At 67.0% G+C, this 20,839-nt stretch carries 18 protein-coding genes; 10 read left to right on the top strand and 8 right to left on the bottom strand.

Annotation, left to right across the window (positions count from 1 at the left end; translation table 11 throughout):
- Positions 1-27 precede the first annotated feature (27 nt).
- Positions 28-672, top strand: coding sequence for a GTP cyclohydrolase I FolE (folE, locus tag CV1CTNOD_RS03285; RefSeq protein ID WP_131784684.1), 645 nt, complete (start codon positions 28-30; stop codon positions 670-672).
- Positions 673-770: 98 nt separating this feature from the next.
- Here the strand turns inward: folE and hisG are convergent, their stop codons facing one another.
- Together hisG and CV1CTNOD_RS03275 are read right to left on the bottom strand one after the other, a co-directional pair.
- Complete coding sequence (hisG, locus tag CV1CTNOD_RS03280) at positions 771-1,616, bottom strand: ATP phosphoribosyltransferase (protein ID WP_165485295.1); 846 nt, start codon at positions 1,614-1,616, stop codon at positions 771-773.
- A 51-nt stretch (positions 1,617-1,667) separates the two neighbouring features.
- A complete protein-coding gene (locus CV1CTNOD_RS03275) occupies positions 1,668-1,931 on the bottom strand; it encodes a phosphoribosyl-ATP diphosphatase (RefSeq protein WP_131765233.1) in 264 nt (87 codons plus the stop codon).
- A 250-nt stretch (positions 1,932-2,181) separates the two neighbouring features.
- Here CV1CTNOD_RS03275 and CV1CTNOD_RS03270 point away from each other — a divergent pair, with 250 nt between their 5' ends.
- The 3 genes from CV1CTNOD_RS03270 (at position 2,182) to CV1CTNOD_RS03260 (ending at position 6,248) form a co-directional block, all read left to right on the top strand.
- Positions 2,182-2,982: an HAD family hydrolase gene (locus CV1CTNOD_RS03270; protein ID WP_131784682.1), complete on the top strand. Its 801-nt coding sequence runs from the start codon at positions 2,182-2,184 to the stop codon at positions 2,980-2,982.
- Between the two features lie 180 nt (positions 2,983-3,162).
- Positions 3,163-4,779 (top strand): TldD/PmbA family protein, encoded by a 1,617-nt coding sequence (locus CV1CTNOD_RS03265; protein WP_242606325.1) that lies wholly within the window; start codon positions 3,163-3,165, stop codon positions 4,777-4,779.
- Entirely contained in the window at positions 4,776-6,248 is a 1,473-nt protein-coding gene (locus CV1CTNOD_RS03260; RefSeq protein ID WP_131784681.1) for a metallopeptidase TldD-related protein, read from the top strand. Before CV1CTNOD_RS03265 ends, CV1CTNOD_RS03260 begins: the two co-directional genes overlap by 4 nt.
- Positions 6,249-6,380: 132 nt before the next feature.
- Here the strand turns inward: CV1CTNOD_RS03260 and CV1CTNOD_RS03255 are convergent, their stop codons facing one another.
- Complete coding sequence (locus CV1CTNOD_RS03255; RefSeq protein ID WP_131784680.1) at positions 6,381-6,959, bottom strand: bacterial proteasome activator family protein; 579 nt, start codon at positions 6,957-6,959, stop codon at positions 6,381-6,383.
- 172 nt (positions 6,960-7,131) lie between these two features.
- A complete protein-coding gene (locus tag CV1CTNOD_RS03250; RefSeq protein ID WP_131784679.1) occupies positions 7,132-8,127 on the bottom strand; it encodes an NAD(P)H-quinone oxidoreductase in 996 nt (331 codons plus the stop codon).
- A gap of 644 nt (positions 8,128-8,771) precedes the next feature.
- Here CV1CTNOD_RS03250 and CV1CTNOD_RS03240 point away from each other — a divergent pair.
- The 4 genes from CV1CTNOD_RS03240 (at position 8,772) to CV1CTNOD_RS03225 (ending at position 11,895) form a co-directional block, all read left to right on the top strand.
- The gene (locus CV1CTNOD_RS03240; protein WP_242606324.1) at positions 8,772-9,554 is read left to right on the top strand and encodes a SigE family RNA polymerase sigma factor; all 783 of its coding nucleotides are present in this window, start codon (positions 8,772-8,774) and stop codon (positions 9,552-9,554) included.
- Positions 9,551-10,747, top strand: coding sequence for a hypothetical protein (locus CV1CTNOD_RS03235; protein WP_131784678.1), 1,197 nt, complete (start codon positions 9,551-9,553; stop codon positions 10,745-10,747). The genes CV1CTNOD_RS03240 and CV1CTNOD_RS03235 overlap by 4 nt, the downstream gene beginning before the upstream one ends.
- Before the next feature lie 249 nt (positions 10,748-10,996).
- Entirely contained in the window at positions 10,997-11,443 is a 447-nt protein-coding gene (locus CV1CTNOD_RS03230; RefSeq protein WP_131784677.1) for a hypothetical protein, read from the top strand.
- A complete protein-coding gene (locus CV1CTNOD_RS03225) occupies positions 11,440-11,895 on the top strand; it encodes a DUF3817 domain-containing protein (protein WP_131784676.1) in 456 nt (151 codons plus the stop codon). The genes CV1CTNOD_RS03230 and CV1CTNOD_RS03225 overlap by 4 nt, the downstream gene beginning before the upstream one ends.
- 85 nt (positions 11,896-11,980) lie before the next feature.
- Here CV1CTNOD_RS03225 and CV1CTNOD_RS03220 read toward each other — a convergent pair whose 3' ends face one another.
- The 3 genes from CV1CTNOD_RS03220 to CV1CTNOD_RS03210 all read right to left on the bottom strand — a co-directional run bounded on the left by CV1CTNOD_RS03220 (position 11,981) and on the right by CV1CTNOD_RS03210 (position 16,720).
- Positions 11,981-13,036 (bottom strand): right-handed parallel beta-helix repeat-containing protein, encoded by a 1,056-nt coding sequence (locus CV1CTNOD_RS03220; RefSeq protein WP_131784675.1) that lies wholly within the window; start codon positions 13,034-13,036, stop codon positions 11,981-11,983.
- Positions 13,037-13,125: 89 nt separating this feature from the next.
- Positions 13,126-15,468 carry a right-handed parallel beta-helix repeat-containing protein gene (locus tag CV1CTNOD_RS03215; RefSeq protein ID WP_242606323.1) on the bottom strand — a complete coding sequence of 781 codons (2,343 nt, stop codon included), beginning with the start codon at positions 15,466-15,468 and terminating at the stop codon, positions 13,126-13,128.
- 13 nt (positions 15,469-15,481) lie between these two features.
- Positions 15,482-16,720, bottom strand: coding sequence for a glycosyltransferase family 2 protein (locus CV1CTNOD_RS03210; RefSeq protein ID WP_131784674.1), 1,239 nt, complete (start codon positions 16,718-16,720; stop codon positions 15,482-15,484).
- A 381-nt stretch (positions 16,721-17,101) separates the two neighbouring features.
- Here CV1CTNOD_RS03210 and CV1CTNOD_RS03205 point away from each other — a divergent pair, with 381 nt between their 5' ends.
- Entirely contained in the window at positions 17,102-18,439 is a 1,338-nt protein-coding gene (locus CV1CTNOD_RS03205) for a UDP-glucose dehydrogenase family protein (RefSeq protein ID WP_131784673.1), read from the top strand.
- On the opposite strand, the gene CV1CTNOD_RS03200 is transcribed toward CV1CTNOD_RS03205, so the two are convergent.
- The gene (locus tag CV1CTNOD_RS03200; protein WP_131784672.1) at positions 18,436-19,170 is read right to left on the bottom strand and encodes a hypothetical protein; all 735 of its coding nucleotides are present in this window, start codon (positions 19,168-19,170) and stop codon (positions 18,436-18,438) included. The two genes, CV1CTNOD_RS03205 and CV1CTNOD_RS03200, sit on opposite strands and share 4 nt — an antisense overlap.
- Before the next feature lie 584 nt (positions 19,171-19,754).
- Between CV1CTNOD_RS03200 and CV1CTNOD_RS03195 the strand changes: the two genes are divergently transcribed.
- The gene (locus tag CV1CTNOD_RS03195) at positions 19,755-20,651 is read left to right on the top strand and encodes a polysaccharide lyase (RefSeq protein WP_242606322.1); all 897 of its coding nucleotides are present in this window, start codon (positions 19,755-19,757) and stop codon (positions 20,649-20,651) included.
- Positions 20,652-20,839: the final 188 nt, after the last annotated feature.

Below are 20,839 nucleotides of genomic sequence, written 5' to 3'. Positions count from 1 at the left end.
GGCTACACCTCCCTTGCCTCAGCCCCCGTGGATGCCGGTGGGGTCCCTGCCGAAGATGTCGCTCCCCAGCGGCGGGGGCCGGATCTCGGGCCACGGGCCGTCCGACCGTTCGACCATGAGCGGGTTGCCCGCGCTGTCCGGGAACTGCTGATCGGTATCGGCGAGGACCCGGACAGGGAAGGGCTGCGCAAGACCCCGGAACGGGTCGCCCGCGCTTATGAGGAAGCGGTTGAGGGGCTCGGGCGGGACCCGTCCGAGGTGCTGACCACCGTTTTCGACGAAGGTCACGAAGAGATGGTGCTGGTTCGCGACATCGACTTCACATCGTTGTGCGAACACCATCTGGTCGCATTCGCCGGAAAGGCGCATGTGGCCTACATTCCGAACGAAAGTGGCCAGATCACCGGGTTGTCCAAACTCGCCCGGCTCGTCGACCTGTACTCGCGACGTCCGCAGGTGCAGGAACGACTGACAACCCAGATCGCCGACGCGCTGGAACAGGCCCTCTCACCCAGGGGGGTCATGATCGTGGTCGAAGCCGAGCATCTGTGCATGTCTATGCGTGGGGTCCGCAAGCCGGGTGCCCGGACAGTGACCTCGGCAGTACGTGGTCAGTTCCTGAGTACCGCGACCCGCAACGAGGGTATGTCGCTCATTCTCAGCCACCGCTGACCCCCCGCGGTGCCCGGCCACGCACAGCACTTCAGCGGGGCATCACACCGGTACCCACCGGCGCGCCAGGGACGCCGTACGACGACACCCGACGCCCCCTACAGCCGGCAGGCCTGAATGGAGGAGACGATAATGCCCCGGGCGCCGATCTCCCACAGGTCGTCCATCACCCGATTCAGCTCCGCGTGGGGCACCATGGTGCGCACCGCGACCCAGTCCTCACGCTGCAGCGGGGATATGGTCGGCGATTCATAGCCGGGGGTTATCTCGCATGCCTTCTCAAGCACGGAGTTCGGGACGTCGTAATCCATCATGACGTAGCGTCGGGCGACCAGAACGCCCTGGATCCGGCGCAACAACCGTTCGTGCGCCGAGGTGAGGTCCAACCCCTTCTTCACGACGACCACGGCTTCGGAGCGCAGCACCGGTTCGCCCAGCAGCGCTAATCCATGGGCCCGCAGCGTGCGCCCGGTCTCCACCACGTCCGCGACGGCGTCGGCGACCCCGAGCCGGATGGCGGTTTCCACCGCGCCGTCCAGCCTGACGATCTGTGCGTTGATTCCGCGCCTGGCCAGGTCGGCGGCGACCAGACCGGGAAACGACGTGGCGATCCGCATACCGGTCAGACCGTCGGTGTCGGTCAGGCTGCCTTCCGGCACGGCGTAGCGGAAGGTCGAGAAGCCAAAGCCCAACGGCAGCAGCTCGTCGGCGGCGACACCACTGTCGATCAGAAGGTCACGGCCGGTGATACCGATGTCCAGCCGACCCGCCCCGACATAGACGGCGATGTCACGAGGCCGGAGGAAGAAGAACTCGATGTCGTTCTCGATATCGGTGACGACCAGCTCCGCCGATTCGCGACGCGCCTGGTAACCCGCATCGACCAGCAACTGACTGGACGCGGTCGCCAGCGCCCCCTTGTTGGGCACCGCGAGTCGAAGCATCATCGCCCCCGTGTCACAGTCCGGCGCCGAATGTGCACCGAAGGGCCGTCATCACAATCTGGAGTATACGTCGTGCGGTGTCAGACCCACGGAAATCATCACCAGCTGGCTCCAGTACAGCAGCTGCGACAGCTCCTCGGCGACCCGCTCCGTCCCCTCGTGCTCCGCCGCCATCCAGGTTTCCGCGGCTTCTTCGAGGAGTTTCTTCCCGATGTGGTGAATCCCTTTGTCCAGAGCGTCGACACTGCCGGAGCCGGGCGTTCGTTCCCGCCATTTTCCGGCCAGCTCAAGATATAGTTCATCGAACGTTTTCATCGCTGTCCGAACACCTTCCCTCCACCAGTCGCAATAATGATCATTCTGGACGCTGGAAGGACTGTTCGCCGTCCGGAACCCTCTCCGGCCAGCGACCCAGGGACCTCGGCCTCCGGACCACGCGCATGCTAACGCAGCACCCAACGAGCGCGCGGGACACGGCGGAAACATGATCAGACTGCCTTTGGCCCTCCGCGACCCAGGGATCCTGGCTTCCGGCGACACAACCAACCCGGATGCGGTTTACTGAATGATTGTGTTCTGCCCAGCGCTCGTCGCCACCGACCTCGACGGGACGCTGATCCGCACCGACGGCACGATCTCGGATCGTACGCGGGCCGTGCTGCGCAGGGTCAGGAGCGCCGGATCCATCGTCCTCTTCGTCACCGGACGCCCGACCCGGGTCATGGCCGACATCGTGACCCAGACCGGCACGTCGGGTCTGGCGATCTGCGCGAACGGCGCGCTCGTCTACGATCTGGACAACTTCGCCACCCTCAGGCACCGCATCCTGGATCCCGCCACCGCACTCCATCTGGTCGCCGAGATCAGGACGATCGTGCCGGACGCGTCCTTTGCCGTGGAGAGCGGTACGCGATTCGGCCGGGAGCCGACCTTCACCACGATGTGGCCCGATCCGCACGAGGTCGTCGGTGGTGTCGCCGAGCTGCTCACGGCTTTGCCCGCGACGAAACTGCTGGTCCGGCGCGCACTGTCCACAAGCGGCTTCGCCGACGTCTACGGCACCATCGTGGCGATCGCCGGGTCGACGGCCGTGGTCACCACATCAAGTTATGATCTTGTGGAGATCGCCGGGGCGGGCGTCTCCAAGGGCATCGCCCTGGCGGAGATCGCGGCGGGGTACGGCGTGACCGCGCAGAGCGCGATCGCCTTCGGTGACATGCCGAACGACCTGCCGATGTTCGCCTGGGCCGGGTACTCCGTCGCGGTCGCCAACGCCCACCCGGACGTCCTCGCCGCCGCCGACGAGATCACCGCGTCCAACGACGCCGACGGCGTCGCCCACGTCCTCGAACGCCTCTTCCACTGATGCCGTCGCTATTGCGCTGATGCCTGCGCTGATGCCACGGGATGTTCCGCTGATGCCGTCGGTGTTCGGCTGGACGCCGCCGGCGCCTGGCCTCACGCCACCCAGTGTCGCCGTGGCGTCCGGCGACACCGACCACCGCCCCGCGGGACAGATCCTTTCGCCGGAGGCCAGGATGGCTCCATGGCCACATCTGCCACTACCACATCCGCGGGCGGCGTTCCCGTGAGCGGCGCCGGGCGAACGGGTCCGGACGCTGCCGGCACCCCGGCCCACGACATCGACGCCGAGTTCCTCGCGCTGCCCCGCGCCGCCCTTGCCGACGCCGCCCTGCAGACCGCCCGCGACCTGGGGGCCACCCACGCCGACATCCGCATCGAACGGATCCGCGACGCATCCCTGTCCTTCCGGGACGGCGGCCTGGAAAGCCGTGGTGACGGCCAGTCGGTCGGCTTCGCCGTCCGGGTCGTGCACAACGGGACATGGGGGTTTGCCGCCGGTGTCGACCTGACCGTGGACGAGGCCGTCCGGGTGACCCGTGAGGCGGTCGAGATCGCGCGGGTGGCGCATCCGCTGAACAGCGAACCGGTGGAGCTGGCCGACGAGCCGGTGCACGCGGACGCGAGGTGGGTGTCGGCCTATGCGATCGATCCGTTCGCCGTCGAGACGGCCGAAAAGATCGAGCGCGTCGGGGGGCTGTGCCGTACGCTGCTGGCCGCCGAGGACGTCGACCACGTCAACGGCAGGCTCGGCCAGGTGCTGGAGAACAAGTTCTACGCCGACCTCGCCGGGACGACCACCACCCAGCAGCGCGTCCGGGTGATCTGCCAGATCGAGGCGACCCGCGTCGAGCGCGCCGCCGGCGGGTTCGAGACCATGCGGACGATCGCCCCCCCGGTCGGCCGCGGCTGGGAGTGGCTGGTCGCCGGCCCCGCCGCGGGCTGCTGGGACTGGGACGCCGAGATCGAGCTGATCCCGTCCCTGCTCGCCGAGAAGGCCAAGGCGTCCTCCGTCGAACCGGGGCGTTACGACCTGGTGATCGACCCGTCGAACCTATGGCTGACAATCCACGAGTCGGTCGGGCACGCCACCGAACTCGACCGGGCGCTGGGCTACGAGGCCGCCTATGCCGGGACCTCCTTCGCCACCCTCGACAAGATCGGAAAACTGCGCTACGGCTCCCCTGCCATGCACGTCACCGGAGATCGCACGGCCCCCCACGGTCTGGCGACGATCGGCTACGACGACGAAGGCGTGCAGGCCGGGCAGTGGGACATCGTCCGTGCCGGCACCCTGGTCGGCTACCAGCTCGACCGCCGGATGGCCGCGCAGAACACCACGGCCTTGGGAACCGGGCGTTCCAACGGCTGCGCGTTCGCCGATTCTTCCGGGCACGTGCCGATCCAGCGGATGGCGAACGTGTCGCTGCAGCCCGCGCCGGGCGGGCCGTCCACCGAGGAGCTGATCTCCCGGGTGGACCGGGGGATCTACATCGTCGGTGACAAGAGCTGGTCGATCGACATGCAGCGGTACAACTTCCAGTTCACCGGCCAGCGGTTCTACGAGATCCGCGACGGCCGGATCGTCGGGCAGCTGCGCGACGTCGCCTACCAGGCGACCACCACCGACTTCTGGGGGTCGCTCGAAGCCGTGGGCGGCGAGGCGACCTACGTCCTGGGTGGGGCGTTCAACTGTGGCAAGGGCCAGCCCGGCCAGGTCGCGGCGGTCAGCCACGGCTGCCCCTCGGCGCTGTTCCGGGACGTCAACATCCTCAACACCCAGCGAGAGGCAGGCCGGTGACCGTGCAGTCCCACGAGATCGTCGAACGGGCGCTGGAGTCGTCGCGGGCCGACGGATGCGTGGTGATCGCCGGCGAGTCGAGCACGGTGAACCTGCGCTGGGCGAACAACACCCTGACGACCAACGGCGCGGCCCGCGACCGATCCGTCACCGTGATCAGCGTGGTGGGTCGGGCGTTCGGGGTGCGATCGGCAAGCAACGTGACCGACGACGACGTCCTGGAGAAGCTGCTGCGCCTGTCCGAGGCGGACGCCCGCGAAGCCGAGGACGCCGATGACTACGCCGAGCTGCTCGGTCCCGGCACCGGCGTCGGCGCACCGCATTCCCGGGGCGGGACCGCGGTGGCCGCCGAAGCAGTCGCGGACGCGACCTTCACCGACCCCGCGCAGCGCACCAGCACGAGCGTGTTCACCGAGTTCGCGCGTGAGCTCGGCGACGCGTTCGCCGCGGCGCGAGCGGACGGGCACCGCCTGTTCGGTTTCGCCCAGCACGACCTGACCACCACCTGGCTGGGCACCTCCGCGGGCGTGCGGCTACGGCACAGCCAGCCGACCGGGTCGGTGGAGTGGAACGCCAAGAGCGCCACGCCGTCCGGCTCGGTGTGGCACGGCCAGTCCACCCACGACTTCACCGACGTGTCCGTGCCCGACACCCACGCGCTCCTGCGCCGGCGCCTGGCCTGGAGCGCACGCTCGGTGGAGCTGCCCGCCGGGCGCTACGAGACGCTGCTGCCGCCGTCGGCCGTCGCCGACCTGCTGACCTACACCTACTGGTCGGCTGCCGGCCGTGACGCCGCCGAGGGACGCACGGTGTTCAGCAAGGCCGGTGGCGGCACCAGGATCGGCGAGGCGCTCGGCCCGGCCGGACTGCACCTGTTCAGCGACCCGCTGGACCCGGAACTACCGGCGACCCCGTTCGTGATCGCCGGGGCGTCGTCGGCGACGTCCAGCGTGTTCGACAACGGGCTGCCGCTGCGGCGCACCGACTGGATCACGGATGGCAAGCTGGCCGCGCTGGTCCAGACGCGCGCCTCGGCGCGCAGTGCTGCCAGGCGCAGTGGCGAGGTGGGCGGCGGCGCGGATGGTGGTGACGTGGCGGTGACCCCGTTCATCGACAACCTGACCCTCGACGGCGGCGGGACCGCATCCCTCGACGAGATGATCGCAAACACCTCACGGGGACTGCTGTTGACCTGCCTGTGGTACATCCGCGAGGTCGACCCACAGCTTCTCCTGCTCACCGGGCTCACCCGTGACGGTGTCTATCTGGTCGAGAACGGTGAGGTCGTCGGCACGGTCAACAACTTCCGGTTCAACGAGAGCCCGGTGGACCTGCTGGGTCGAGTCACCGAAGTCGGAGCGACGGTCCGGACACTTCCGCGTGAGTGGGGGGACTGGTTCACCCTCGCTCGGATGCCGGCCCTGCGCATCCCGGACTTCAACATGAGCTCGGTCAGCCCGGCAAGCTGACGGCCTCACGCGGCAATGCGCTCTCACGCCACGACGCGGTCTCACGCCGCAATGGCAACCTGCTGACAGATCGTGCTCTGCTGACGGATCGTGGCCTGGCCGCGATCCGTCAGCAGGACGCCGTCGGCGGGTTCACAGATAGGCACCGCGACCGAACTGCTCTCCCGCCTGGGGACCGCTCGGCAGGGCTCGCCGGCGCATCTCCTCCAACTGGGCGCGGGCAGCCATCTGCTGTGCGAACAGTGCCGTCTGGATGCCATGGAAGAGACCTTCCAACCACCCGACGAGCTGCGCCTGGGCGATCCGCAGCTCAGCGTCGCTGGGGGTCTGCGTGTTGTCGAACGGGAGGGTGAGCCGGCCGAGCTCCTCGGAGAGTTCCGGAGCGAGCCCGTCGGAGAGTTCCCTGATCGAGTTATGGTGGATCTCCCGGAGGCGTACCCTGCTCGCCTCGTCCAGCGGTGCCGCCCGCACCTCCTCCAGAAGTTGTTTGATCATTGAGCCGATCCGCATCACCTTGTCCGGCTGGGAGACCATTTCCATGAGCGCGTTCGGATGCTCCTCGTCGCCTTCGTCGCCTTCGTCGGCGGGCGAAGCGGCCGAGTCGCCGCCGAGCTGGCCGGACACGACCCGCGAACGAGCGGCCGCCGCGTCCTCGTCCAGTGTTCCGTCCGGTCCAACGACCACGACCCGTGGGTCCGGTTGATCTGCCATGCACCCATCCTGCCTGGTCGCCCTGGCGGGCATACGGGCAGGATGGAAATGGGTTCCCAGCCGGACACCATCAGCAACAGACGGCCACTCATATCACTGCTTGTAATCAGATTCCGGCACAGCAGGCCAAGGCGCGACCGTTTTTCCCGGGCCCGGGGTTCCGCCTGGACCGCTACGGGGTGTCCACAGCAAGCACAACCTTGCCCACGTGGCCGAACTCCTCGACACGCTGATGCGCCTCAGCGACCTTCTCGATCGGCACCACCCGATCGATCACCGGGCGGACCGCCCCCGCCTCGATCGCCGGCCAGATCTGCTCGCGAACGCCCGCCACGATCACGGCTTTCTGCGCGTCCGGCCGGGCCCGCAGGGACACCGCGTGGACGGTTCCCCGCTTGGCCAGCAATGCCGCGAGGTTCAGCTCGCCCTTTCGCCCGCCCTGGAGCCCGATGACGACGATGCGCCCCTCGACGGCCAGCACCTCGACGTTGCGCGCCAGGTAAGACCCACCCATGTTGTCAAGGATCACGTCCGCGCCACGGCCGCCGGTGGTCTCCCGCACCCGGTCGACGAAGTCCTCGTCCCGATAGGAGATGGTCAGATCGGCTCCGAGCTCACGGACGCGGTCCAGCTTCGCCGGGCTACCCGCGGTAGTCGCGATCGTCGATGACGGCCGCAGCGCCCGCACCGCCTGGATCGCGAACGTACCGATCCCGGACGCCCCGCCGTGCACCAGGAACACCTCACCGTCACGCAGACCGGCCAGCCCGAACACCGTCGAGTAGACCGTGGCCGCAACCTCGGGCAGCCCGGCGGCCTCGAGCAGCGAGACACCGGCCGGCACCGGGAGCACGTGGGACGCGGGAACATTGACGCTCGTCGCGTATCCGCCACCGGAGAGCAGGGCGCAGACCTCATCCCCGGGCCGCCATGCGGTCACCCCGGCGCCGACCGCGGCGATCCGGCCGGAGCATTCCAGCCCCAGGACGGCGGAAGCGCCCGGCGGGGGCGGGTAGAAACCCTGGCGTTGCAACAGATCAGCCCGGTTCACCGCGGAGGCGACCACGTCGATCGCGACCTCGTCCGGGCCGGGCGGGGCGAGGTCGTCCACCTCCACCCACGACATGACCTCGGGAGCACCGAAAGAGGCCACTGTCACCGCGCGCATCAACCCACCGTATCCACGGCCGTCCGGCCACGCACATCGCATCCGCGATCGCCAACCGAGCGGCACCACCACGCCGTCCCGACGGCTGACCCGCCGGGACGAACGAACGGGGCACAGGACGATACGGCGACCTTCTCAGACAGATTCGGGCTCAGACGGGTTCGAGCTCGGGCTCGGGTTCCGTCGGGGCGGGTTCGATGTAGGGCGAGGGCTCGTGTGGCGCGGGAGGAAGATCGGGGGTGCTGGGAAGCAGTGGACCGGGGTCATCCGGAATCGGGATCTCAGGATCAAGTGGAGGCGGCGGGGCGGGCTGGTGCAGGCGGACAGCCTGGCGGCCCGCAACGGCTCCGTACAAAGCACCCATATGCGCGGGCATACCCCAACCGGCGCCCCACGGAAACATCATCTCCGTATCCGGCAATGATCCAGAGACCTGAGGGCCCGGGGACCTGAGCCACCGGTGCGCCAGAAACATGATCGCGCCGCTGGGGTGAACCGCTCGATCCCGGCACATGATGACCGAATTGTACGGACCCGGCGCAGACCCTAGGCTACAAGCCGGACATACTTCTCTCATCCTGCCATCGGGCGAGATCCACACAGGTGGCGTATCGCCCATCGGACGAGCTTCAGGAGCACGCCGGTTGGAACGGGACGTCGACACCACCGAACCGGACAACTCCGTCGAACCGGATGGTCCTGTCGACGGGTCCGTCAACGACCGCACCCGTGCGCATCCGACCACCGTGAACGGCGACCTCGACAACTATGGCAGCCACGGCGGTCCGGTCGCCGAGTTCCATTCCTTCTTCGAGCAGCACCACCGCCCGTTGGCCCGGCTCGCCTATCTGCTGACCAACGACCATGACGCCGCCGACGACATCACAGCCGACGCGTTCACCGCCGCATGGCGGCACTGGGACAGAGTGCGTCAGGCCGACAGCCCGCTGGCCTACCTCAGACGTACCGTCGCGAACATGGCGGCGACCCGCCTGCGGCGGATCATGCGCGAGCGACGCGGCCTCGGCATGCTCGGCAACCTGGCCGAGACCCACAGCACCGACACGGACGTGCCGGCGGTCGTCGACGTCCGGGCGGCGTTGATGTCGCTGTCGGCCGGCAAACGGGAATGCGTGGTACTCCGGTACGCCTTCGATCTCTCCGAGGACGAGACCGCCCGCACCCTGGGCATCTCCGTCGGCACCGTCAAGAGTCAGACCTCGAAGGGTGCGGGTGAACTGGAGCGCATCCTGTTGGCGGGCGCACGCGAGAACACACGTGGGAGCGCCCTGGGGTCGCCGTCCACGTCGACGCCCGATCCCGCGGCACGGCTGAGCAAGAAGCACTCCGAGACGCGAAGGGGTGTTCCGCGTCCGCGGCGGGATGTTGATCCGCGGGCGCGGCTGCGGGGTGGGGAGGCAACATGACGGGTGCTCGCCGCGGTGGCGGCCGTCGCCGCCGCAGGCACACCGGGGCAGAGCCCGGGTCGTGGCTGCCAGCGGCGTTCACGGACGCGGCGTGCGCGCACGAGCCGGACACCACGCGGATCCGTGGACGCATCATCGGGCCGGGCAGCGAAGCCCGATCATCCCCGTACCATCCCGAGAGCCGTCACTGCACAACCCATGATCGGCGACGGAAGCCGGGCTCCGGGGCAACCATCCGGCGGCGAGGGAGATTGCGGACCGCTGCCCGTCGACCGACAGCGATCGCCTTCGGTACCGCCGCCGGGGTCCTCGGCGTCGTGGCGATCACTATGATCGGTATGCGGGTGATCCCGTCACACGACCAGGACCAGCCCATCTCGGCCACGGCACTCCCGATGCCGCCGGCCGGCTCCACGACCGCGACTTCGTCCCCCCCGGCCGCGACCCCACAACAGCCCGCGTCGACCGGGCCGGCTACACGGACCACAACCGACACGGCGGCCACGCCCCTGCCGGCCCAGGCGTCGACCAACGGTGCGCCGCAGGTTCAGCTCAGCATCGGCCCGATGACTAAAGAACGGATCACCCTTCCGGCCGCGGGCATCAGGGACTGGGTCCTTTACGGTCACAGCACGAACAGGTCCGTCGGCGAGCGGGTGCGCGCAAACCTGCCAAAGCCGATCATCGGCCGGCTCGACATGATCGGCGCCGATCCGACGGTCGTCCCCGGTACCAGCCGGTTCGGCTGGAGCGGGGGCAGCCCACAGCAGACGGGGAGGAATCATGCCGACGCCCTGGCGCTGCGGGCCTCCGGCGAGTTCCGGCTCACCGTCCCGATAACCGGACAGGCCGGTCACCTGAACCTGTACCTCGGCACCCTAGGGGTACAGGGCGCGGTACGGGCCGACATCGACGGGAAGACGGTCTCGTCCGCTGTTGTGCAACCGGTTGTGCAATCGGGCCGTCCGAGCAGGTGGGTGGGCTCGATCATCGAAATCGACTTTTACCCGAACGCGGGTGAGCACACCCTGACGCTCAGCGTGTCAGCCGTGGACGAGCCCGATCAGGACGACCAGGGCAGCCAGGGCGACCAGGAGAGCCAGGACGGCGGCAGGCCACCCAGACAGCCACAGACACGCTCGTCCCCGGGACAGATCTCGCTTGCCGCGGCCATCCTCTTCGACGGTCAGTAAACACTTAGCAACGCAAAAAAATGTTCCGGATGCGGCAACCCTTCCGAGCGCCCGAGCGACTGGACATATGAACATACGGACGGATCCGCTGTGCTCAAGACCGGTGATACCCCGGCCTGGCCAGGGCGCTGTTTCCGAATGTTCCGGCTCGCCCGTTCCCCGCTAACCCCCCCCAGCCAGGACGGGCGAGCCGCACCATCGGCTTGTCCGGCGTCCACGCCGGGCACGAACGGATGTAGCGTCGCAGACGTGCGCCGAATCCTCTTCTCACCCCCCTGGATCCTGCGACACGCCCTTGCACTCTTCATGATCGGCCTGTTCGCCAGACTCGGGTGGTGGCAGTGGGAGAAGGGGCAGTCGAGCCGCGGAACCCTGCAGAACCTCTTCTACGGCGTGGAATGGCCGATCTTTGCCGCGGCGGTGGTCTTCGGCTGGTGGCAGATGGTACGTGAGGAACTTCGTCCAAGACCGGCGAAGGTAACCACCCCTCCTGCCGTGCCCGGGACGGTTACCCGCTCCGGCGTAGACGGGCAACCCTGGGAAGAACGCCACGGACAGGGTCGACCCACCGCCGACGGTTCGCGCGGCAACGACTTCGGTGATGACGAGGAGGATGACGAGGACTTGGACGCCTACAACCGCTATCTCGCCTCGCTCTACGAACGGGACACGCCATCAGGGTCGGGGACGCGGTGACCCCCCCCATCAAGGAGGACAGCCGCGGCCCGATCCCGGAACCAGGCCCTGCAGCGGGTCCCGGAGCGGCGGGGGGTCCCGGAGCGGCGGGGGGAACAACCGGTGACGGATCCGGCCGCGGCAGCGAGCGCGCGATCCACAGCGCGCTGCTGCGCTTCCGGGTGATCGCCTATGTCGTCGGGGTGGGCCTGATCACGCTCGTGCTGATAGGCATGCCGCTGAAGTACCTGGCGGACGCCCCGGTGGTCGCCGAGACCGTCGGCCCCCTCCACGGGTTCCTGTTCATGGTCTACCTTGTGCTGACCGTGGATCTGTCGTCTCGATGCCGGCTGGGAGCCGGGCCGACCGTGCTGGTCATGCTGGCCGGCACGATCCCCTTCCTGTCGTTCGTGGCGGAGCGGAAGGTCACTCATAAGGTGGCCGAGCGGCAGGGGATTCCGCGGACCGAATGAAGGTCAACCACGATGGAAAAACCAACAAAATAACAAAAACAGTCCTATCGAAAAATGATAGGTTTCATATCTCGAGATCCTACTTCTAGACACACTTGACGTTGGAGAAGCCGCCGTCGGCCCCCTGGATCCTGTTGTCGCAGCCAACCACGTTCTGGGTCTTGTCTCCGTCGTGGATATAAACTCCGAACCCCGCGCCGTTCACAGCGAGCGAGTTGTTCCGGATGACATTCCATCGTCCCCAGCCGTCGGCCTCGACATGGGTCTGGATACCATCCTTGATGTTTCCGCCGCCCTGACCGGTGTTGTCCACGACGGTCCACTTGTTGCCCTTGAGATCGATCCACGAGTCGGCCTCGACCAGGCTGTCACTGGACAATACGTTTCCGGAGATGATGCCGTCGGCCGTGCCTTCCTTGACGTCGATGTTCTCCGCCGTCGTCCCGGCGATGTCGTTTCCGACGACCAAGTTCCGGTCGCTGTTGTCCGGTTTGCAGTTCGAGTACTTGCACCAGTTACTGCTGGCGCTACCGATGTAAATACCTTCGCCGAACTTCTCCGAGCGGTTTCCGGTGTCACGGACGACGTTCCCGGTCACCAGATTGTCCGAGCTGAAGGAACGCAGGTGGATGGCCTCGTCCCCGATTGCGCTGACGCTCAGTCCGGAAATGATGCTGTGCTGGGTGCCGTCCGCCATCACGCCCTTCTTGCCGTTTCGGACACTGAAGCCCGCCAGGCGGACGTAGGAGGCATGGTCGATGTGCAGGATGTAGTCCGTGTCATCCTGACCGTCCAGCACGGCGTTGCGCGAACCGCACAGCCAGATCGGCTGTGCCGCCGTGCCCGACTTGGCAATGGTGAAGCCACCGGTGTAGACGCCGTCAGCCATCCGGATGACCGTGCCGGGATTGGACGACGCCAGCGCCATTTTGAGATCACTGGCGTTGCTGACCGCGGGAGCGCCCGCCGGGCAGGTCACGTTCTGGTTCTGGACCTGGGGTGCGCCGCCCTGGGGGGCCGACCCGGTCGCGGCAGCGGACGGCGTCGGGGAAGAAGAGTGAGCCAAGGCCGAACCCAGTGCGGTCGGCGCCTTCGAACTTGTTGCCGTCGTTTCGCCGCCCTGGCAGGCGGAGACCGTCATCGCACACGCGACAACCGCCGTCGATGTCACGAACAGTCCCCAGCGCCTGCGAACAGCCCGGGGACCCGGGCCTGCCGGACCGCTAGCCGTCACGACGGGTCCCTCCTGCTATAACGGTCACGACCTCTGCCGTTATAGGAAATCATCGCCCGCGGTCCAACGGCGTCGAGCTTCACCACCGAGACGTCTTCGTCGCCACCTGTGGTCGTGGTGTCATCGTCGGGTTCGTTCCGGTACGGGTGATCTTCAGGTGAGTGCCCGTTCCAGGAGCGGGAGTCTTCCTGGAACGAAGAGGCGTCGGGAAGTCCGTCCCTGCGGAAATCACCGTCGTTACCGTCGGCAAACTGCCCGAACGGGTCATTGGGATACCGCCCGGCGTGGTCACGCAGGTACCGCAGGCCGTCCATGGTCGGGTTGTCGTCCTGGCTGATGCGGGCACCGTTGCGATCACGCCCCTTGAACAGCCCGTCAGGGCCGTCCTGCGACGTCTGCCGGCCGGAGGGCGCAGGCGGCGCCGCGGACGCGGCGGCAGGCCATGACTGGTCGCTGTACCGTGGCTGGGCGGCCGGTCGATGTTCCTGCGCGGCAGCTCCCCGGTAGGTGGTCGTTCGATGCATAGCCTGCCCGGGCACCAGCGGCGTCCGTCCGAGGTCCCCGGATCGGGGGGGCATGGCGATCACTTCGGTCGCCTCGACCAGGTCCATCGGGCCCGCCGGGCTGGCGGCCACATTGGTCATGCGCCGTACCAACAGCTCGGACTCGGGATACGGATGTTCGGCGGCACGCTTGCGCCAGCGCCGCCTGGTCCGCCACCCGAGGATCGGCAGCAAAACCATGAACGACCAGACGAACAGGGCCGGATGCCGTTCGAAGATTGAGTACCACGGCCGTTCGAGACGAGGAATCCACTTCGAGGTGTCATTGTTGCCGACGGCCGCGGCGGTGATCCCGGTGGCCTTACGGATGTCGACAGCGCGCCAGCCGCGGCCGGCCAGCATGTTGCTGCCCACGGTCGTGCCGTCAGCCTGACCGCGCACGGTCACAGCGAACTCGGTTGAACCGGATATTTTGTTACGACTGATGATGTTCGTCGCGGCGTCCTGGGCGATTATTCCCATCCGCCCGTCGGCGAGCGTGTTGGTGGTGATGGCCGTTCGCTTGGCGTCAGGGCCGATCTGTACGGCGGAGTCGACCACGCCCCCGACGGTGTTGTCGAGGATCTGGGTGCCGTTCGCGCCGCTTTTGACCACGACGCCGACCTGGCTTTTGGACACCTTGTTGCCACGCACGACCGTGTCCTCACCGCCGAGGACCCGGATCCCGTACCGCCCGTTGCCGGTCAGCGTGTTCGCCTCGATGACGGTTCCCTTGATCTGGTTGATCTGGACACCGGTGGCGGTAGCGACGATGCCGATACCACGGCCGTCCAGGGTGATCCCGTCACCGCTGTTGTCGCTGATCGTGCTACGCATGACCCGGGAGCCGGAGGCGCGGTCGATGGTGATGCCGTCGCCGTGGTTGCCGGTGGAGGTGCTGCCGGAGATGAGGGTGCTGACCGCGTCACGCTTGATCGCGAGGCCGGCACGATCGTTGTTCTCCAGCTTCACATTGATCATCTGGATACCCTCACTACCGGAGATGTAGGCGCCCCAGATGTTGTTGGTGAACGTGGAGTTCGCCGCGCCGCCGGTGCTGGGTTCGCCCTTGCTACCCGTCCAGGCAACGCCACTGGTACGCCCGCTCCAGAAGCCCAGATTGGATGCCCGGGCATTGCGCACGACCAGCTCGCCACCCATCGTGCGGATGTAGGCACGTCCGTCGACCGAGTTGACGTCGGGCCTAAGCTCCTTGATGTCCCAACCGAGGATGTTCAACGGCTGCTGCGCGTTACCGTTGATCTCGATGGCGCCACGCCAGCTGGTGAGCCCGACGAATCCCGTGGGGCTGCTGGCAAGCCGCAGCGTCCCGACCCGCTGGTCGAGGACGAGGCGGGCGTCCGGGCCCACCACGATGTTGGTCAGTACCAGGGTGGCGCCGTCGACCTCACGACGCATGCCGCCGGCGGCGGCAACCTCCTCGGCCGTGTAGGGAGCCGGTCGGGCGGGCAGCAGCAGGGTGGGAAGGCTGCCCTGGGTCTGCACCATGGCGGGCGCCCGCAGCACGCCGAACTTCTCGAACATCGAACGGAGGCGGATATCCTCGGCGTCGACGAGGAGGGCCTGCTTCTTGGCGTCCGCCGAGGTGACCGGAGGCAGTGGTTGCGGCGGCGCGGCCAGCGCGGCGCCCACTGCGCCCACCAGGCCGGGGACAACCCCGACAAGCATGCCCGCGAACACACCGCCGACCAGGACACGAGCCCGCAATCGCCTCCGGCGGCCGGTGCCGGACGACGGCCGACGGCCGACGGCGAACCCGAGCGTCGGGATGATCATGAAACTCCGATCATTATTGGCTCACCCGAACGGACGCGTCCGACTGTCCCTCGCCGCCGATCAGGTCGGCACGCCGGGTCAGCCAGCCCTGCTTGTTCATCGATATGAATGCCCAGGTCTTGATGGGCAGAGCAACAATGATGATCATCACGACCACCAGCGGGAGGATGAAGATGTCGCGGGGGTGTTCCCGCAGATGCGACAGTCCGCGCACAGCACGTCCCCCCAGCAGCCAGGCGATCGCTATGAGGGGGGCGTTCGCCTGCGGCCGGACCATCCAGAACCCGAGGTAGGTCATGGCCACCCCCATGGTGACCGGGGTGAGCAGGATCTGGAGAACGCTGATCTGGCAGATCAGCGGCTGGCGCCACAGCCAGCCCTTGTAGATCGCGGTCAGGTAACAGCGATAGGAGTTGCGACTCCACCGGACCCGCTGCTTGATGAATGCCCGCAACGAGTCGGGGAACATCGACATGGCCCGTGCCGTGTCCTGATGCACGGTCTTGTAACCGGATGCGAGGGTGAGCCAGGTCAGCCGCCCGTCGTCCCCGGCGATACACCGCCTGCCGAGGAAGAACTCGTTCTCCAGGTTGTGGAGCACCGGCAGAATCACGGAGCGGCGATAGGCCGCGGTCCGGCCCGACAGGCAGGCGACGGCCCCCGACCGGCCCTGCGCCGGCACATAGTCGAGATAACGGATGTCGACCAGCCAGTTGGCCACGCGGCGCCAGACGCTGGTCCGTGCGTTGTAGACGCTCTGGCGGGTACCGACCCCACCGACCTTGGGATCGACGAACGGCATCTGGACGGCAGCGAGCAGGCCCGGCTCCCAGGCCGTGTCGGAGTCGCAGAGGACCACGATCTCCTGGGTGGCGGCCGAGATGCCGACACCCAGCGCCGAGCGCTTACCTTCGTGCACGAAAGGAAGCACGTGGATGTTCGGGTGCTCCCGTGCGTGTCTTCTCAGCCGGGTGATGAGTTCGGTGTCCTCGACATCCGGGACGATGATGATTTCGTCAGGGTCCTGAGCCAGCCATGTCTGCAGGCAGCGCTCAATGACGTCCGGATCCTCACGGAAGGAGGGGATCACGACGGACGTGGATGTCCGGAACTTGTTGTTGATCGGCTTGTAACGAGATGACAATATACGTCGGAACAACCACACCGACCACGAGATCACTCCCGCGATCCCCAGGGGAACGAGTCCCCAGTACGATCCGACGCGGTCGATCACGGTACTGAGCGCGTCCATTGCCTAAGCGTTTTCCCTCCGGGGGTTACCGTAAAGACCCACCTGAAAAGTAGGGGCCTGTCGGCCCACCCTCTCATATCGGCCAAAAACTTGGTCGTCGGACGCGAAGGCGTACAAGAACCCCACTCCCGATGGTAGTGCACCCGGAGACTAGCAGTGTGACGCGAATCGCATGTACCCCGGGGTACCCGTCGTTACGCAACGCACTTATCTTGTCACAAGAAATAGAGCGGCTCGGGTGGATTTACTTTGCGATCACGAGGTGCGTGCATAATGCCTCTTCTTCGCATCGCATGGCTCCGGGCCAGTGAACGTTAACGGATCATGTCGAATGCGCAACGCCCATAGTCAGATTACCGTCAGCTGGGGGTTTACAAAAACATGGGAGCAACAACCATTGTTGATCCGTTGAGGATTTCAGTAATCGGAACCGGCTACCTGGGCGCGACCCACGCGGTCTGCATGGCCGAGCTGGGCTTCGAGGTCATCGGTGTCGACGTCGACCCAAGCAAGATCGAGCACCTGACCGCCGGCGAGGTACCCTTCTTCGAGCCCGGCCTGGAGGAACTTCTCCGCAAGAACCTGGAGTCCGGCCGCCTGTCCTTCACGACATCGCTCGCAGACGCCGCCGCCGGAGCGGACGTGCACTTCATCTGTGTCGGGACACCTCAGCACCCCGGCTCGAACTCCGCGGACATGCGGTACGTCGACGCCGCGGTCAGCGGACTGATCGCCGGTGGGCTCCGGCCGGGCTCACTGGTCGTGGGCAAGTCCACGGTTCCCGCCGGAACCGCCGCCCGCCTCGCCGCATGGCTGTCCGAGCAGGCTCCCGGTGTCGAGCTCGCCTGGAACCCGGAGTTCCTGCGGGAAGGCTTCGCCGTCGACGACACCCTGCGCCCCGACCGGCTCGTGTTCGGCGTCGCGCCCGACGGCACGGCCGAGGCGACACTGCACCGCGTCTACGCGTCGGTGATCGACGCCGGAACTCCCGTCGTCGTCGTCGACTATCCCACCGCGGAACTGGTCAAGGTGGCCGCGAACGCCTTCCTGGCCACCAAGATCTCTTTTATCAACGCCATGGCCGAGGTCTGCGAGGCCACCGGAGCCGACGTCACCCACCTGTCCAAGGCCATCTCGTACGACACCCGGATCGGGGGCCGCTTCCTGCATGCCGGCCTCGGCTTCGGTGGCGGCTGCCTGCCCAAGGACATCCGCGCCTTCCAGGCACGCGCAACCGAGCTCGGCGCCGGTCAGGCCGTAGCGTTCCTGGCCGAGGTGGACGCCATCAACCTCCGGCGCCGCACCCGTACCGTCACCCTTGCCACCGAACTGCTGGGAGGCGATGTCACCGGCAAGAAGGTCGCGGTGCTCGGCGCGGCGTTCAAACCCAACTCCGACGACATCCGGGACTCCCCCGCCCTCGCGGTGGCCGACGCGCTGCGCAGGGCCGGCGCCACCGTCGCCGTCTACGACCCGGCCGCCATCCCGAACGCCCGGCGGACCTACCCCGACCTCACCTACGCCGACAACGCCGTCGACGCCGCGACCGGGGCGCATATTGTGCTCCATCTCACAGAATGGACCGAATTCCGCGAACTCGACCCGAACGCCCTGACCGCGATTGTCGCGGCCCGCACCGTCATCGACGGCCGCAACACCCTCAACCCCGCCCAGTGGCGCGCCGCGGGATGGGACTACCACGCACTCGGCCGTCCCTAAAAGACCGAAGGATCACCAGCATCGGCCGGAGCTCCACAGCCGGATGGATATGGTGCGCCGGCCGGCATCGCAGGGTAGCCGGCCGGCGCTGTGGGCAGACAGACCGCGAGTCGCTCGTCAGGGCCGAGACAGCGGATCCGACCCAGCCTGGAGCCAGGACGGGGATGCCCCATCATCGCGGCACGAAGCTGCGCCGGTTCCGTACCGAACGCGAAAGTGCGCCCGTCCGACCACCTCAGCAACTCCTGCGCCGGGTTACCGGTACGGGCGCACACAAGCCGCCGGCGGTCCGACTCCCAGATCAACGCGATCCAGTCCCCGCCCAGCGGCCCGAGACAACGCTCCCTGTGCATGCGGTAGGCGACCGCGAGCATGCAGGCATCGGTAGACCCCGCGCCGGCAAGAGCAGCGGGCTCGTCGCCCCGCGCGCCGGCTGCTGTTTCCGCGGACCCTCCGGCCGGAGCAGCGCCACGAAACGGCACAGGGCTGTCGCTGCTCCACCGCGGGAGCCCGAGACAGCCGTCGAGGACGACGACCAGTTTCTCGGCGTACACCGCGATCGGTGGTGTCGGGTCACCTGAGAATGCCGTGGCCGTCATCACCCCGAAGGGCCCGTCGATGTGCACGCCCCGCGCCGAGGGCAGGCCCACCGACGACGAGGCAAGCATCGCCGTGAGGATCGAACGCCGCACCGGAGCACCATCCAGGCGCACCAGCCCGCAAACCGTCATGCCCGCTCCCCCGCGATCAACGATTTCCGGGCGTCCGCCCGTTCCCGCCTGTTCCCGTCCATGGCCGACATCGACTGTCATCGACCGGCCAGCAGCGGGCAGGACTCCTCGGGCCCCCGTCCGCACTGCATTCAATGCGGAAAGTAGCAGCACGCCGTCCCCGTGTCGCCGCTGTTCGAGCCGGCCACCGTTCGCGCCGGAACCTTCACCTGGCAAGCGAAACGATACGAACAATTACCGGCGGGGACGGCGACAGGTTTTCCGCCGGAAAATGTGAACGACGACACGAATATGATCATCAAGTCCGGATAAAGATCGGCGCTCGGCAGGCAATGGGATCGGTTCCCAAAGAGCTCACAACAGCGACGGGCACCACGACCCGCCTATATGCCTCCGAGTGGGCGGTGTATCGTGAACCGGAGAATTCTTTAAGATCATCCCCAGCCCAGCGGCGGACGACCGGGAGTCGGCAGATGAACGACAGAAACGGATTGTACCTGCCCGGAGTCCCTGGTTCGCAAGCCTCCCGGCCCGCCGACAGCGGGATCATTCTTCCGGCGCGGCCGGCCCGGACCCGGCGGGCCGTGCTGGGGTCGGCTCTCGGCCTGCTGGGCGTGGCGGCAACAGGCTGTTCCAGGCCCGCGCACACCTTCGATCCAGCCACCGAGACGCTTCCTCCGGATGCGGATGCCGCCACGCCCCTCGCCACGAACGAGCCGCCGCAGACCCTGGCCACCACGGCCGCAGATTTCTTCGGAAAGGGTTTCGTTCCGGAACAGCGTGCGGCGTTCGGGTTGGACAGGGCACAGATACTGCCATCCGACAATCCACATTTTCCCAGGATGGTGAGAGTTTCGTTATCAACGGACACAATCAACACGGAGAATTCCGTTTATCACGACGGCGACACATACGGCGGCACCCAACTCTTCCTGGCCAGGGAGGACGAGCCGACAGAAGAACTATACCTGCGTTATTATTTGCGCTTCCCGGAGAAGTTCGACTTCAACAAAGGGGGAAAGCTTCCCGGGTTCTTCGGAGTCCTGTACAAGCCGGCGTCCAAGGAACGCACCAACAACTACCAGGATGGCTACGCCAGCCGGTTCGCCTGGCGTAAAGGGAGTGAAGGACTAATCTATTCGAACACCGCCCGTCCGGACAACCCCATCACCATGGTCGGCAAGAAGAAGTGGACGTGGGAGCTCGGTAAATGGATTTGCGTCGAGCATGGCGTCCGCATGAGCTCCGATAAGTTCTCCCAGGAGCTCCTCACCGTCTGGATCAACAACCAGGAAGTACACAAAGAACACAGGTACAACCCACGTATTTCCGACCGTCTTCGCATCGGCGGCATCATGTTCTCCGTCGTGTACGGAGGCGGCGACCGCTCGTTCGCCCCCAAGACGGATACCAGTATCGATCTCGCCGGCTTTGCCATCGGCGCCCAGCGGGTCGGCCCCCTTCCCGACCCCCCGGACTAATCCGTGCTTCCACGTCTTCCGAAACGCACGGCGTGCCGAACAACTACACAGGGCGACGGACGCGGTAGAAACCTCCCGCATGGGTACGTGAGGAGCCCGGGGTCCAGGAGGTCTCATTGTTCTCAGTCGTCCAGCGACTTGGGCCTCCAGCGGCGCGGGAGGTCCACGACCGCGCCGCCTTCGGCCTT

Source organism: Protofrankia symbiont of Coriaria ruscifolia, assembly GCF_900634745.1.
GTDB classification, from domain to species: domain Bacteria; phylum Actinomycetota; class Actinomycetes; order Frankiales; family Frankiaceae; genus Protofrankia; species Protofrankia californiensis.
Note: the sequence above shows the minus strand (reverse complement) of the source record. Positions and strands in the feature narration are given on the sequence as shown.

Bases quoted from the DNA above. Each gene is read 5' to 3' on its own strand.
- hisG (WP_165485295.1), bottom strand. From the start codon at position 1,616: ATGCTTCGACTCGCGGTGCCCAACAAGGGGGCGCTGGCGACCGCGTCC.
- CV1CTNOD_RS03275 (WP_131765233.1), bottom strand. From the start codon at position 1,931: ATGAAAACGTTCGATGAACTATATCTTGAGCTGGCCGGAAAATGGCGG.
- CV1CTNOD_RS03270 (WP_131784682.1), top strand. From the start codon at position 2,182: ATGATTGTGTTCTGCCCAGCGCTCGTCGCCACCGACCTCGACGGGACG.
- CV1CTNOD_RS03265 (WP_242606325.1), top strand. From the start codon at position 3,163: ATGGCCACATCTGCCACTACCACATCCGCGGGCGGCGTTCCCGTGAGC.
- CV1CTNOD_RS03255 (WP_131784680.1), bottom strand. From the start codon at position 6,959: ATGGCAGATCAACCGGACCCACGGGTCGTGGTCGTTGGACCGGACGGA.
- CV1CTNOD_RS03250 (WP_131784679.1), bottom strand. From the start codon at position 8,127: ATGCGCGCGGTGACAGTGGCCTCTTTCGGTGCTCCCGAGGTCATGTCG.
- CV1CTNOD_RS03235 (WP_131784678.1), top strand. From the start codon at position 9,551: ATGACGGGTGCTCGCCGCGGTGGCGGCCGTCGCCGCCGCAGGCACACC.
- CV1CTNOD_RS03220 (WP_131784675.1), bottom strand. From the start codon at position 13,036: ATGACGGTCTCCGCCTGCCAGGGCGGCGAAACGACGGCAACAAGTTCG.
- CV1CTNOD_RS03215 (WP_242606323.1), bottom strand. From the start codon at position 15,468: ATGATCATCCCGACGCTCGGGTTCGCCGTCGGCCGTCGGCCGTCGTCC.
- CV1CTNOD_RS03210 (WP_131784674.1), bottom strand. From the start codon at position 16,720: ATGGACGCGCTCAGTACCGTGATCGACCGCGTCGGATCGTACTGGGGA.
- CV1CTNOD_RS03205 (WP_131784673.1), top strand. From the start codon at position 17,102: ATGGGAGCAACAACCATTGTTGATCCGTTGAGGATTTCAGTAATCGGA.
- CV1CTNOD_RS03200 (WP_131784672.1), bottom strand. From the start codon at position 19,170: ATGACGGTTTGCGGGCTGGTGCGCCTGGATGGTGCTCCGGTGCGGCGT.